Here is a 12,778-nt window from a genome sequence, read left to right on the forward strand (position 1 = left end):
TGCATTTCCGCTTTATTGTTATTTATTTAGCTCAATACTAAATAAATAAACGTGTTCATTTTCTTTTAAGAGTAAATCAATACCTGTTTCTTCATCAATTGTAGGGACACTTACAGTTTCTTTGCTTGTTTGGGTTACAGCAGCTAAAATCGTTTTCTGATTGTATTTTAAATTTTTTATAGATTGGATTGTAGTAGTTGCAGAGCTATTTACGCTTGGTGGCGCTTCTTCAGGAACAAGTGTTGAGCCACCATCAATATTAATATACCATTGACCTTTTCCTTGTATATCTTTATTAGATTGGAAATATGGTGCTATGAAAGAAAGCCTTATTTTCTTTTCTGAAAAATATGATGAAGATAGGTTAGCGATTTCTTTTACTTTTTTACCATTTTGATAATATTCAATCGTAGCCTGTAGTTCATCTTTATTATTTTTGATTGTAACATCATAAAACATTCTATTTCCTTCATCTATAGGAGTCATTTGTAAAATGTCAGATTGCTGTTTTGTTAACTTATATGGTTTAACAGTGGCACCTTCATTGTTTTTTAATGAGTTACAACTAGTGAGAAATAACAAAGAAAGAATAAATAGTAATTTTACACGCATATAACCCCTCCTTTTTACAATTATATTATTTTCTAGGACTAAAGACTTAGAAAAAACTCCGATTGTAGTGCGATGTTTAAAATGTCATATTTTTATACACTAGTAGTATAGAATGAGTATGTTATGAAATAAGGTAGGGGAAAGAATGTATGTCTTTATGTCGGTTAGTGAGAAAAAATATAAGAACATTCGCTGTCAAAAGGATGAAGCAATTCATGTGGATTGCTATGAGCACTATGATTTTGTTTTTTATGATATCGCTACAATTTAATGAAGTAGCTATTGGGGAATTAGGGGCTGCACTTTTATTTCAAATGTGTTTTTATGCGCTGTTTATTGCATTAATTTTCATATGTATTTTTACTACATATAAAATGATGTACTCTCTTTTGCAAGTGAGGAGAGAGGAGTTTAAATCTTATGTAGCAGAAAATATGAAAAGAAAAGAAATACTATGTTTATTATGTCAGGAGCAATTATTTATTTATGGAGCTGCGTTTGTTTTCGGATTAGTTAATGGGATGTTGTTTTTGAAATTATTCACGATTATCTTTATGAAAATAGCAGGGATACAAGGGATAAATAGTGCACCGATTGTAATATATGCGATAGCAGTTATTAGTGTAATTATGATGGTTATCGTTCTATTATCGATGATGCAGTGCTTTCGATTTGTTCAAAATTTACAAGATGAAAATTCGTTTCATTTCAAGGAAAAGGCATGAGAAATCATGCTTTTTTCCATTTTACACATAAAAATAATCATGTTACAGTGTAAAGACCTGACAAAGAATGGGAAAGAAAGGTTGTATAGAATGACAAATGAACAATCAATTATAAAAGTTGATCGGTTAACGAAGCGAATCGGCTCAAAGACACTTGTACAAAATATTAGTTTTGAAGTGAAAAAAGGTGAGGTTGTTGGTTTACTCGGACCCAATGGTGCTGGAAAAACGACTTTAATGAGAATGATGGTTGGCATGATTCGTATGACAGAAGGTGAAGTATGGATTGATGGTCAATCTGTGAAACAGCAATTTGAAAAGACTGCTGCGAAAATTGGAGCGGTAATTGAGACACCTGAATTTTATCCTTTTTTGAGTGGCTATGAAAATTTAACATATTTCGGACGAATGAATGGTAATGTGACCGAAGAACGTATCGATGAAGTAGTGAAATTGTTAGGAATGGGACAAGTAATTGATCGCAAAGTAAAAGCATATTCACTCGGCATGAGACAACGTTTAGGAATCGCTCAGGCGCTTATTCACGATCCAGACGTATTGATACTAGACGAACCGACAAATGGATTAGACCCTAGTGGAATACATGAAATGAGAATGTACATAAAAAAAATTGCACATGAACAAGGAAAAGCTGTACTTGTATCGAGTCACTTACTTTCAGAAGTTGAATTAATGTGTGACAGAGTTATCATTATTCAGCACGGGGAATATGTGGCTACGCAAAACATTCAGCATAGTCAAGGCGAAGAGATGGAGACGATCCGTATACGTGTAGATGATGCGAATAAAGCGGCGGAAATGTTGTGTCATGATGTTTTAGTAAAAGATAATGAATTACTTATTAAGGTAAAAGATGAAGAAATCCCAAATGTTATTCGTACATTGCTTGAGAAAGATATTCAAGTGTATCGTGTATATGAAGAAAGAAAAACGTTAGAAGAGCAATTTTTAGAATTAACAGGGGGAAAAGATATTGTTTAATTTAGTATATAACGAACTGTATAAAATATTTAAGCGGAAGCGAACGATCATTCCATTTGCAGTTATTGCAGTGTTAATAATTGGATTAGGATGGGTTACGGTAAAGTATTTTGAACCGGAAACAAAAGGATGGAAAGCAGATTATACAGAACGTACTGTAGAAATTGAGAAAAAGCTTGGCATGAAAAAAGAAGCTATTTTAGCAGAAAAATCAGGGGACGAGCTTGTAAAGGAATACCAGCTTAAGATGAAGCATTTAGATACGGATACAGCACCGGCAAGTAGTTCTCCACTTTCTTTCATGAGAGATACAGGTTTTATCGTATTTCCAATTTTACTCCCATTTATCCTCGTGTATGCAAGTACAATTTTCGCGAATGAATATAGCTGGGGAACATATAAATTTTTAACGATCCGCCCGGCAAGTCGATTTAAAATTTTAACAGCAAAATTTTTAGCAATCGTTATATTTGCAGCTTTATTGTTTATATTTAATATGATTTTCTCCACTTTATGTGGACTTGTTATTTATAAATTCCAACAGCCTGCATGGAGTGAGTTTATTTTCCAAGATGGAAATATTATTAAACAAAATATTTTTGTAGAGGCAAGTAAATATTATGTTTTATCGTGGTTACCAACAGTTGTGTACGCATCATTTGCATTTATGATTTCTGTGTTAACGAGATCTAGTGGAGGGGCGATTGGTATTTCACTATTTCTTGCTTTATCAGGCAATATTGCGCTATTAGCAGCCACTAGATATAACTGGGCGAAATATTTATTGCCGGCAAACACAGATTTATATAGTATTTCAAAGAATGGAAGTTTTATTGATGGAGTAACATTCCCATTCGCATCATGTATGTTACTACTTTATTTGTTCGTATTTTTATGTATTTCATATACTGTGTTTTTAAAACGCGATTTAACTTAATCAAAAAACCGTTCAGAGTGCTGAGATGCACTTTGAACGGTTTTTTTTATGAGAATTGTTTGAGTGCACTTTCGGCTAGTAAAGCAAAGTATTCTGCACTTATAGGCAGTGCCTCTTCATTAATTGTAAAAGCAGGATGATGCCATTCATGTGTACCACTCGTTCCCATAAAGACGAATGAACCTGGTACTTCCTGTTGGTAAAAGGAAAAATCTTCTCCAGCCATTGACGGACTAGGCGAGATGATATTAAGATTCAACTTTGTGGCAACTTGAGTAGATAAGTTTGTAAGAGCTTTATCGTTGTGAACAGCAGGAGGACCTGAATAAAAACGGAATTCCGTTTTTACACCTAATGCATCAGACACACCTTTAATAATACGCTCCATGAGTGCTGGAATCTTTTCGCGTGTTTCAGCTTGGAACGTGCGAATCGTTCCTTCTAACATAGCTTTTTCAGGAATTACGTTCCACGTATTTCCTGAATGAATATTTGTAACACTAACAACTGCATTATGAGATGAACTTATATTTCGGCTTACAATTGTTTGAAGTGCCATCACAATTTGAGAAGAGGCGACAATTGGATCTACGCCAGCATCGGGTACAGCCGCGTGTGTACCAACTCCGTGAATTTCAATTTCAAATCGATCAACTCCGGCCATCAGTGGTCCAGCTTTAATGCCAATTGTGCCTACTGGTAAATCAGGTTTATTATGCATGCCGAAAATAGCTTGCACATTATGTAAATGTCCAGCGTCAATAACTTTGCAAGCACCATTACTGCTTTCTTCAGCTGGTTGGAATATGAAGCGAACAGTTCCATTTAGGGAAGATTCTCTTTCTTTTAATAAGAAAGCAGTACCTAAAATAGCGGCTGTATGAAAATCGTGTCCACAAGCATGCATTTTCCCTGGCACTTTAGATGCATAGGACAAATGAGTTTCTTCTTGAATAGGAAGGGCGTCAATATCAGCACGAACTGCTACCACAGGCCCGTTTTTATTACCAGAAACTTCAGCGATAATTCCTGTTTCTAAATTGGAATCAATGATAGTAATGTTTTTTTCTTCTAACCAATTTTTTATTGCTTTTGTTGTTTCGAACTCTTCATATGATAGTTCTGGATACTCATGTAAATGTCGGCGGATGGAAATAAGTTTTTCTTTTAGCTGATTTGAAATAGATACCATATAGTATGCCTTCTTTCTTAAGCAAAATCTTTACCATAAGTATACAACAATAAAAGAGAGGATTCTCAAATGAAAATCCCCTCTCGTTCAGGCTGCTACTTTTTTATGTGTATGATGTTTACGATAACGTCCACGCATTGCATATGCAATTTGCGGGATTGCAATACCGATTAAAATAAGTGATACACCGAACCATTGTGAAGATAGTACAGCCTCTTTTAAAACGAATACTGACATAATTGTTGTAACTGGTAGTTCCGCTGCACCAAGAATAGTCGCTAAGCCAGAACCGATTTTTGGAATGCCGATTGTAAAGGCAATAGATGGAATTACGATACTAAATGTCCCTAATCCTAAACCGTATTTCCAAAGACCTTGAGAAATGGCACCACTAAAAATAAATGTTGGTGGGAATACAATCATGACTAAAGTTAAAGCACCAGCCATTAAAAGAACACCGCGTGGTAATGAAGGTACTTCAACAGCAACTTTTCCGCTCACGAAAATGTATGTTGCGAATGTAACAGCAGATAATAAACCTAAAATGATTCCAGTCGTATCGAAAGCACCTGCTGATTCTTCTAGTAAACCACTTGATAAAAATGTCCCTATAAGTAAGAAAATAACAGAAATAACTTTTTCTCTTGAAGGTAATGTTTTTGTTGCGACTGCTTCAATGATAATCCCGACCCAAACGAATTGGAATAAAAGAATAATTGCAATAGAAGCTGGTACAGTTTTTAATGAAGCATAATAAAAAATTCCGGTAAAACTTGCAGATGTTCCTGCAACGAATAAAAGTAGCGCTTGCTTTAAAGGAACGCGATGTCTAGAAAATAGAAGTGTAATAGCAAGCAAAATAATCCAACCGAATAAATATTGGCTGCCAATTACCTCTCCAAGTGAAAATCCTTCTGCATATGCAAGCTTTACAAAAATAGCTAAAATTCCATAACTACACGCTCCTAATAAAACTAAAAGAGAATAACGAAGCATGAAAAATTCCTCCCATCTATATGAAGTTGTTCCGTATCAAAAATATATAACTAGAGGGAGTATACAAAATTAGAAATAAAGGGTCAAATGAAAGAAAAGTATGAAATTTTATAGAATAATAATAAAAGTATGATATTTATGCATAATCTTGAAATTGTTAATAGTAGAAGTATTATAAAATCGACTTTACATTGTATAAAGAGAGCATTTTAAAAATATTTTTTAAATCAATATGTATATAGACGTACTAGTAACGTGCTAATTATTTGAGAAACTATGTTACCTTTGTTATGTTAATAACAATTAAAGGAGTTTCATAATCCATTTGATTTTTTTCTATATAAATAGAAGGAATTGAAAACGTTTTATTAGAAACTGTGAGAAAGCGCGGTTTTTCTTATTACCACGTTGTAAAAGTGATTTCACGAATTGTTCATAGTATTTTTATGTGTTTTTGTTACAATATTTAAGGAGAGGAGTGGAATGATGCAAGATATTAGTATTTTTTTAGCGTTTGGCGCCGGGTTCTTATCATTTATTTCCCCATGTTGCTTACCGCTTTATCCGGCATTTTTATCGTATATAACAGGTATGTCGGTTTCTGAATTGAAAGAAGAAAATGCAATGCTTCGCAAAAGAAGTATGATACATACAGCGTTTTTCTTACTTGGATTTTCAATTATATTTATTGCAATTGGATTTGGTACAAGTTTTATCGGAGGCATCTTTACAGATTATAAAGATTTAATTAGACAGTTAGGTGGTATATTTATCATTGTGTTCGGTTTAATTATTGTCGGGGTGTTTAAGCCGAAGTTTTTAATGCAAGACCGTAAATTTACATTTAAAAATCGTCCAAGTGGCTATTTTGGATCAGTACTTATTGGATTAGCATTTGCAGCAGGGTGGACGCCATGTACCGGACCAATTCTAGTGTCTGTAATTGGATTAGCAGCAACAAACCCAGAATCTGCAATGATTTATATGATTGCATACATACTTGGATTTGCTATCCCGTTTTTCGTACTTTCATTCTTTATTACGAAAATGTCTTGGATTAAAAGAAATAGTATGGCCTTCATGAAAGTCGGAGGATACATTATGATTGTTATGGGTGTCTTCCTATACTTTAATTGGATGACGAAAATTATCGTATATTTCTCAAGTTTATTTGGTGGTTTTACCGGTTTTTAGTATTATTCTGCGAAAATGTTGGAAATACTAACGGAAAAGCATATAATGAAAGTATATTTTGCATATAGCCACAAAAAAGGATGAGAAAATATGAACATAGTTCTTTTATCAAGTATCGTTGCTGTTTGTATGGCTGTCGGTGCGATGTTTATTCGTTTAAAAGCAGCTAAGAAACCTGCAACATTGAAAAAAATTATACTTCCGCCATTTTTTATGAGCACGGGAGCATTGATGTATGTTTTTCCTGAATTTCGATTAACTCCAGCGGAAATGTTAGAAGCAATTGGTGTCGGTTTGTTTTTCTCTATTTTTCTTATTAAAACATCTAAATTTGAAATTAGAGGGCAAGAAATTTATTTAAAGCGTTCAAAAGCATTTGTTTTTATATTAATTGGATTACTTGTAGTGAGGATTGTGTTTAAAACATACTTAAGTCAATCTCTTGATTTAGGACAACTTAGTGGCATGTTCTTCTTACTTGCGTTTGCGATGATTGTGTCATGGAGAATTGCGATGTACCGTTCCTTTACGAAATTACAAAAGGAAATGGAAAAAGAAGATGGTTTTTATAATGAAAAAGATATGAAGTTAACTTAAAGACTGTATATGTATTAAATAAAAAAGACAGCGTCAAAGGCGCTGTTTTTTTTATCGAAAATAATATGAATTTACTTTGCGAGTAAAGATTGATAGTTAGAATAATCAATCTTTTTTTCTTGTAGTTTTTTTATTAAAAATTTATGATCACGCTTTGGTGTGGCAATGATATATCCTTTAATAATTAAGTCTTGTGTAATTTGAGCGGCATTTTCTTGTAATGCAAGTTCCCCGATTTTTCCAGCAATCTTTGATTTTGCAACATCGCGAAATAGTTCTGGAACAGGACTTACAAGCTCTTCTAGCAATTGTTTTTGTTCGTCAGCCCATAAATGTCTCGTTTTATTTATGTAGTGTTCTTCCCAATCTAAAATGGACATGCCGTCTTCTTTTGGTAATCGTTTTAAAAATTTTCTGAACATAAAGTATCCACCGATAGACATAAGCCCTAATAAAATAATCGTCCATAATACAATGAACCAACTGAACCATCCTTCGAGCAAGCATATCCCCCCTTAATGATTGCGGTTTTCTTTTATTCATATTATATACAGTGAGATTCATAGAAAGCAAGAACGCTTGGTCATTTTGACCAAGCGTTATAGTTTAAACGAAGTATAGTTGTTCAACACATAAATTATTATTATCGTCTTCAACATACTCAATAATAAGTGTGCCAACTTTACGATCTTTATCTTCAGTTGTGAAAATAGAGTAAGAAGTAAAACGTGTTTTTGATAGGCCGCTTATATGTGTAGGTAAAGAAATGTAGTCATTATCGCTGAAGAATTCCATCAGTTCAATATCTTCAAATTTTTTTCGGTCAACTTGTTTGTTTGTATAGCGGCGTTGAAGTTGTTTTAAAGATTCATTCCAAGAAATTGCTTTTGTGTCGTATACCATTGCTCTATCTCCTTACTGTATGTAATCATTAAGAACATACGTTCTAATCTAGTATACTCTTTTTATTAGAAAAGGGAAAGCAAAAAATAATGTAAGCTTGGATTTCCAAGCTTACATTATTGATGCGTCCGTCATAATCTCTATTTTTCATTATAAGTTAGATAAGAATAAGAAACAAGATGATATATATATTGTTGATGATTTTCAAAGTTCTGTATATTATCAATGTATTATAGGGAAAAGGAATGAGTGGGATGGCATACGTAATTTCACTGCAAGGGCCGATGGCTAGCGGAAAAACAACATTGGCAAAAAGGCTAGAAAAGAGGGGGTTTCAAGTTATATATGAAAATCCATATCCAATTGTAGAGAAGCGGAAAAAAATGAATTTAGATATGAGTTTAAAAGAGGATTATATAACAAATCAAAAAATGTTCATTGAAGCAAAAATAAAAGAGTTTCAAAATATCGAGGAGTCGACTGTGATTTTTGACCGTGGGCCAGAAGATATTGAATTCTATACACTTTTTTATCCGAAATTAATAGGGGAGGAGTGGGATATAGAAACAGAATTAAAAGGTGAACTGTATAAATTAAGAGAATGCCGTTCGGACGCGGTTTTATATTTAGATGTTTTGAAAGAAAATGTATATGATAGAAAAAATAATGATAAGACAAAAAATCGAAGTACATTTGAGGAACAATGTAAATTAATAGAAATTGAAAAGGAATGGTATAAACAATTTCCTGTAACGTATGTGGACACGAATACATTAACAGTGAAAGAATTAGAAGCATATTTTATGGAATGGTTAAGGGAGAAAGGGCTATGAAAAAAATACTTTTATTTGTATATCCAACATTTGCGGAGTTTGAGATAACGGTAGCAACGGCATTGCTGAAAAAGAAGTATGAAATCATTACTGCCGGCCTAACAAAAGAATTGATTATAAGTGAAACGGGTTTGCAAGTGCAGCCGCATATAGAATTAGGTGAGGTACGTGTAGAAGAATATGAAGGAATTATCATTCCAGGCGGAGATGCAATACATATGAAAGATGCAGAAGTACTCTTTTCAATCATTCGTCAATTTTTTGAACAAGAAAAATTAGTGGCAGCTATTTGTGCCGGACCGTATGCGTTAGCAAAAGCAGGTTTATTCGAAGAAATTTCTTATACAGTGACCATGGATTATCAAAAAATAGATTGTTTTCCAGTAGAAAATTTTGTGTATGAGAAAGTTGTGCAGCACTCGAGTATTATTACCGCACAAGGACACGCTTTTGTGCCATTTGGAATAGCGATTGCTTCTTATTTTGGAGTAGCGAACGAACATAATATAAATTTTTATGGGGGTAAGGGCAATATGATGATGGAGAAGCTTTTACCTGAAAACATGTAAAAGCTAGCATTTGCTAGCTTTTTTTACATCGATAAATTACTAATGTTTTCGGATCACGCCATATATCGTTATGAAGAGATAATTCCTTGTTTATTTCTTCTTTTAGCCATTCTTTCATTTCAGAGTGAAGGTATATGTTATCGGGTATATTTAGCGATGGAAACATGCTAGAAATATAGTTTACTATTGGAGTAGCATGATGAAAAACGAGCGCATTCTGAATAACTGTTTCTTCAATAATTGGAAAAGCAGATTCTAATATCCCTTTACCATTTTCTAAACAAAATGGAGAGACTGCTGGTGATGTTTTCGGTAAATCAAATGCGTCTAGCATGTTGTTACACATTTCAACTATACGAGGTAATGAAACGTTAGAATTTGTTGTAGCTAAAAGTGTACCACCAGGACGAATGACTTTATAAAAGCCTTGAATTGTTTTTTCAACATCTTTCACATGGTATAACATATGTCTTGCAATTATTAGGTCATAACAATTTGTTTCGAAAGGAAGTTTACTAGCATCCCCTCGTTTCCATTCTATTAAGTTATTCGTTTTAGCGGCTTCAGCAAGCATAGCTTCCGATTGATCAAACCCGGTTAATGGGCCTTTATGACCATTTGTTTGTAAAAGGGCAAGGAATTTTCCGCTTGCGCACCCAATTTCTAATATTTTTTCTTCCCCTTGAAGTTGTAAATGTTCAATGACGATCTTATCTAAATCTACGTGTTTTTCTTCGTAATGTATATGTGTGTCTATACGTGTTTGTAAATGGTTGCTTACGTTGTATTGGCGTTTTACATCATTCATTTTTTCGCATTCCACTTTCGTACAAAATTGCTGAATCGCATGTGTTAATACATCTGTTTTCTTTAAACCTTCGTAATGGAGTGCTGATTCAAACCTTTCAAGTAATTTCTCTTCAATTCGAAAGTGAATATCTTTTCGTTTTGTCACTGAAATTTCGCCCCTTTGCATCTGTTAGTGAGACTATAGCATGCTTGGAAATTTTGTGTAAATCATTTGTGTACACAAAATTAGGGGAGGTGAAAAAATGTTTGAATATGATTTTAAACTATTGACGATTTAACCGTTTTCATATATTCTTAAATTAAGTAATATTCAAATAATTCAAAAGAAATGAGAGAGTCACATGCTTCTTCAAGGAACACATCGAATTGGTCGTATGGCCATGCTGTTGGCACTTGCGGATGAGAATGAAAGCCCTGTATTATCTATTCCAAAAGGTTGGAAATATTGTACGGGGAAAGTGGGTTCTATGAATTCGCAAAAAGTTGTAGCGGCAATGGAAACAGCGGCTAAAAGCAACCGAGTTATTGAAACGGACGTTTACAGAGAAACACATGCACTTTATCATGCAATTATGGAAGCTTTGTACGGAGTGACGAGAGGTCAAATTCAGTTAGCAGACGTTCTTCGTACAGTAGGACTTCGCTTTGCGATTGTGCGCGGTACACCATACGACGGAAAAAAAGAAGGCGAATGGGTTGCTGTTGCACTGTATGGAACGATTGGTGCGCCTGTAAAAGGATCTGAGCATGAGGCGATTGGTTTAGGAATTAATCACATATGATTTGCCCAGAGTCTATTAGTTAGAAGGGGGCCTTACTTTTTTAGGACAGAAGTCTGTCTTAAAAAGATAAGGTCCCCTTTTGTCTTTTTAAGGAGGAAAAATGATGATTACGTTAACAGGACATACATTGACAGTTGAAGAAATGAAGAGGTTGTTACTTGAAGGGGAAGGTGTAACAGCTTGCCCAACTAGTATGCAAAAGGTAGCGGAGTGCCGCGAAGTAGTTGAGAAAATCGTAGAGGACGGTAAAGTCGTTTACGGTATTACAACTGGATTTGGAAAGTTTAGTGATGTGCTTATCCAAAAAGAGGATGTAAAGGCACTTCAGCACAATTTAATTCAGTCACATGCATGTGGGATAGGTGATCCATTCCCAGAAGAAGTATCGCGCGGAATGTTAATTTTACGAGCGAACACGATGCTTAAAGGAGTATCAGGCGTAAGGCCACTTGTTGTAAATATGCTTCTTGAGTTTGTAAACCGTAAAATCCACCCAGTTGTCCCGCAACAAGGTTCACTTGGTGCGAGTGGTGATTTAGCGCCTTTATCTCATCTTGCGCTCGTATTATTAGGTGAAGGTGAAGTGTTCTATAAAGGGAAAAGAGTTCATGCAATGGTTGCTCTTACTGAAGAAGGACTTGAACCGATTGAACTTGAAGCGAAAGAAGGTCTTGCATTAATCAATGGTACGCAGGCAATGACAGCGCAAGGAGTTCTTTCTTATATAGAAGCAGAAGCAACGGCTTATCAAGCTGAACTAATTGCTTCCATGACAATTGAAGGATTACAAGGCATTATTGATGCATTTGATGAAAATGTTCATAAAGCACGTGGTTATAAAGAGCAAGTGGATGTAGCAAGCAGAATTCGTGACATCCTTCACGATAGTAAGTTAACAACAAAACAAGGAGAACTACGTGTACAGGATGCATATTCGCTTCGTTGTATCCCGCAAGTACACGGTGCTTCTTGGCAAGTTTTAAATTATGTGAAAGAAAAATTAGAAATTGAAATGAATGCAGCGACAGATAATCCACTTATTTTTGAGGGCGGGGAAAAAGTAATTTCAGGTGGTAATTTCCACGGTCAACCGATTGCATTTGCGATGGACTTCTTAAAAGTAGGGATGGCAGAACTTGCAAATATTTCAGAGCGCCGTATTGAGCGTTTAGTAAATCCGCAGTTAAATGATTTGCCACCATTTTTAAGTCCAGAACCAGGACTACAGTCTGGTGCAATGATTATGCAATATGCTGCAGCGTCACTGGTTTCTGAGAATAAAACGTTAGCACATCCGGCGAGTGTAGATTCAATTCCATCGTCAGCTAACCAAGAAGATCACGTAAGTATGGGAACAATTGCTTCACGTCATGCACATCAGATCATTCAAAATGCAAGACGCGTTCTTGCAATTGAGATGATCTGTGCGATGCAAGCAGCAGAATATCGTGGTATTGAAAACATGAGTACAGTGACGAAGAGCTTCTACCATCAAGGTCGTCAGCAAGTGCCATCTATTAAAAATGACCGTATATTCTCAACTGATATTGAAAATATTGCACATTGGTTAAAAACGAATTATTCGATAAAAGAAAGATTAGATGTAAACGCAGCACTATAAAATGA

General features: G+C 34.7%; 15 protein-coding genes and 1 pseudogene. 10 read left to right on the plus strand and 6 right to left on the minus strand.

Going from position 1 to position 12,778, the window contains the following annotated elements; translation table 11 throughout:
* Positions 1-18 precede the first annotated feature (18 nt).
* On the minus strand, positions 19-612 hold the full coding sequence (locus COK05_RS00315; protein WP_098611002.1) for a histidine kinase: 594 nt from the start codon (positions 610-612) through the stop codon (positions 19-21).
* Between the two features lie 149 nt (positions 613-761).
* Between COK05_RS00315 and COK05_RS00320 the strand changes: the two genes are divergently transcribed.
* From COK05_RS00320 to COK05_RS00330, 3 genes are all read left to right on the plus strand, one after another.
* Entirely contained in the window at positions 762-1,337 is a 576-nt protein-coding gene (locus COK05_RS00320; RefSeq protein ID WP_098611003.1) for an FtsX-like permease family protein, read from the plus strand.
* Between the two features lie 90 nt (positions 1,338-1,427).
* Positions 1,428-2,339 (plus strand): ABC transporter ATP-binding protein, encoded by a 912-nt coding sequence (locus COK05_RS00325; protein ID WP_141538836.1) that lies wholly within the window; start codon positions 1,428-1,430, stop codon positions 2,337-2,339.
* A complete protein-coding gene (locus COK05_RS00330; RefSeq protein WP_098611005.1) occupies positions 2,332-3,276 on the plus strand; it encodes an ABC transporter permease in 945 nt (314 codons plus the stop codon). Before COK05_RS00325 ends, COK05_RS00330 begins: the two co-directional genes overlap by 8 nt.
* Positions 3,277-3,322: 46 nt before the next feature.
* Here COK05_RS00330 and COK05_RS00335 read toward each other — a convergent pair whose 3' ends face one another.
* Complete coding sequence (locus COK05_RS00335) at positions 3,323-4,468, minus strand: M20 peptidase aminoacylase family protein (protein WP_098611006.1); 1,146 nt, start codon at positions 4,466-4,468, stop codon at positions 3,323-3,325.
* Positions 4,469-4,555: 87 nt separating this feature from the next.
* On the minus strand, positions 4,556-5,464 hold the full coding sequence (locus COK05_RS00340; protein WP_098611007.1) for an EamA family transporter: 909 nt from the start codon (positions 5,462-5,464) through the stop codon (positions 4,556-4,558).
* A 319-nt stretch (positions 5,465-5,783) separates the two neighbouring features.
* Between COK05_RS00340 and COK05_RS32130 the strand changes: the two are divergent.
* The 3 genes and pseudogenes from COK05_RS32130 to COK05_RS00355 all read left to right on the plus strand — a co-directional run bounded on the left by COK05_RS32130 (position 5,784) and on the right by COK05_RS00355 (position 7,255).
* Positions 5,784-5,934, plus strand: a pseudogene (locus COK05_RS32130) (peptidase T).
* Between the two features lie 16 nt (positions 5,935-5,950).
* Complete coding sequence (gene ccdA / locus COK05_RS00350; RefSeq protein WP_001152676.1) at positions 5,951-6,658, plus strand: cytochrome c-type biogenesis protein CcdA; 708 nt, start codon at positions 5,951-5,953, stop codon at positions 6,656-6,658.
* Between the two features lie 90 nt (positions 6,659-6,748).
* Positions 6,749-7,255 (plus strand): CcdC family protein, encoded by a 507-nt coding sequence (locus COK05_RS00355; RefSeq protein ID WP_001028439.1) that lies wholly within the window; start codon positions 6,749-6,751, stop codon positions 7,253-7,255.
* 71 nt (positions 7,256-7,326) lie between these two features.
* On the opposite strand, the gene COK05_RS00360 is transcribed toward COK05_RS00355, so the two are convergent.
* Both COK05_RS00360 and COK05_RS00365 read right to left on the minus strand, forming a co-directional pair.
* Entirely contained in the window at positions 7,327-7,758 is a 432-nt protein-coding gene (locus COK05_RS00360) for a DUF2621 domain-containing protein (RefSeq protein ID WP_098611008.1), read from the minus strand.
* 103 nt (positions 7,759-7,861) lie between these two features.
* Positions 7,862-8,158 carry a hypothetical protein gene (locus tag COK05_RS00365; RefSeq protein WP_098611009.1) on the minus strand — a complete coding sequence of 99 codons (297 nt, stop codon included), beginning with the start codon at positions 8,156-8,158 and terminating at the stop codon, positions 7,862-7,864.
* Between the two features lie 245 nt (positions 8,159-8,403).
* Here COK05_RS00365 and COK05_RS00375 point away from each other — a divergent pair, with 245 nt between their 5' ends.
* Positions 8,404-8,991: an AAA family ATPase gene (locus COK05_RS00375; RefSeq protein WP_141538837.1), complete on the plus strand. Its 588-nt coding sequence runs from the start codon at positions 8,404-8,406 to the stop codon at positions 8,989-8,991.
* Complete coding sequence (locus tag COK05_RS00380; protein ID WP_098611012.1) at positions 8,988-9,560, plus strand: DJ-1/PfpI family protein; 573 nt, start codon at positions 8,988-8,990, stop codon at positions 9,558-9,560. Before COK05_RS00375 ends, COK05_RS00380 begins: the two co-directional genes overlap by 4 nt.
* A 13-nt stretch (positions 9,561-9,573) precedes the next feature.
* Here COK05_RS00380 and COK05_RS00385 read toward each other — a convergent pair whose 3' ends face one another.
* On the minus strand, positions 9,574-10,515 hold the full coding sequence (locus COK05_RS00385; RefSeq protein ID WP_141538838.1) for a class I SAM-dependent methyltransferase: 942 nt from the start codon (positions 10,513-10,515) through the stop codon (positions 9,574-9,576).
* A gap of 196 nt (positions 10,516-10,711) precedes the next feature.
* On the opposite strand from COK05_RS00385, the gene hutP reads away from it, so the two are divergent.
* Positions 10,712-11,152, plus strand: coding sequence for a hut operon transcriptional regulator HutP (gene hutP / locus COK05_RS00390; protein WP_000926519.1), 441 nt, complete (start codon positions 10,712-10,714; stop codon positions 11,150-11,152).
* A 103-nt stretch (positions 11,153-11,255) separates the two neighbouring features.
* The gene (hutH, locus tag COK05_RS00395) at positions 11,256-12,773 is read left to right on the plus strand and encodes a histidine ammonia-lyase (RefSeq protein WP_098611014.1); all 1,518 of its coding nucleotides are present in this window, start codon (positions 11,256-11,258) and stop codon (positions 12,771-12,773) included.
* The last annotated feature ends 5 nt before the right edge of the window (positions 12,774-12,778 follow it).

This window comes from Bacillus cereus (assembly GCF_002567495.1).
Taxonomy (GTDB): domain Bacteria; phylum Bacillota; class Bacilli; order Bacillales; family Bacillaceae_G; genus Bacillus_A; species Bacillus_A cereus_AQ.

Coding starts and splice junctions, on each gene's coding strand:
- COK05_RS00315 (WP_098611002.1), bottom strand. CDS start 612: ATGCGTGTAAAATTACTATTTATTCTTTCTTTGTTATTTCTCACTAGT.
- COK05_RS00320 (WP_098611003.1), top strand. CDS start 762: ATGTCTTTATGTCGGTTAGTGAGAAAAAATATAAGAACATTCGCTGTC.
- COK05_RS00325 (WP_141538836.1), top strand. CDS start 1,428: ATGACAAATGAACAATCAATTATAAAAGTTGATCGGTTAACGAAGCGA.
- COK05_RS00335 (WP_098611006.1), bottom strand. CDS start 4,468: ATGGTATCTATTTCAAATCAGCTAAAAGAAAAACTTATTTCCATCCGC.
- COK05_RS00340 (WP_098611007.1), bottom strand. CDS start 5,464: ATGCTTCGTTATTCTCTTTTAGTTTTATTAGGAGCGTGTAGTTATGGA.
- ccdA (WP_001152676.1), top strand. CDS start 5,951: ATGCAAGATATTAGTATTTTTTTAGCGTTTGGCGCCGGGTTCTTATCA.
- COK05_RS00355 (WP_001028439.1), top strand. CDS start 6,749: ATGAACATAGTTCTTTTATCAAGTATCGTTGCTGTTTGTATGGCTGTC.
- COK05_RS00365 (WP_098611009.1), bottom strand. CDS start 8,158: ATGGTATACGACACAAAAGCAATTTCTTGGAATGAATCTTTAAAACAA.
- COK05_RS00375 (WP_141538837.1), top strand. CDS start 8,404: ATGAGTGGGATGGCATACGTAATTTCACTGCAAGGGCCGATGGCTAGC.
- COK05_RS00380 (WP_098611012.1), top strand. CDS start 8,988: ATGAAAAAAATACTTTTATTTGTATATCCAACATTTGCGGAGTTTGAG.
- hutP (WP_000926519.1), top strand. CDS start 10,712: ATGCTTCTTCAAGGAACACATCGAATTGGTCGTATGGCCATGCTGTTG.
- hutH (WP_098611014.1), top strand. CDS start 11,256: ATGATTACGTTAACAGGACATACATTGACAGTTGAAGAAATGAAGAGG.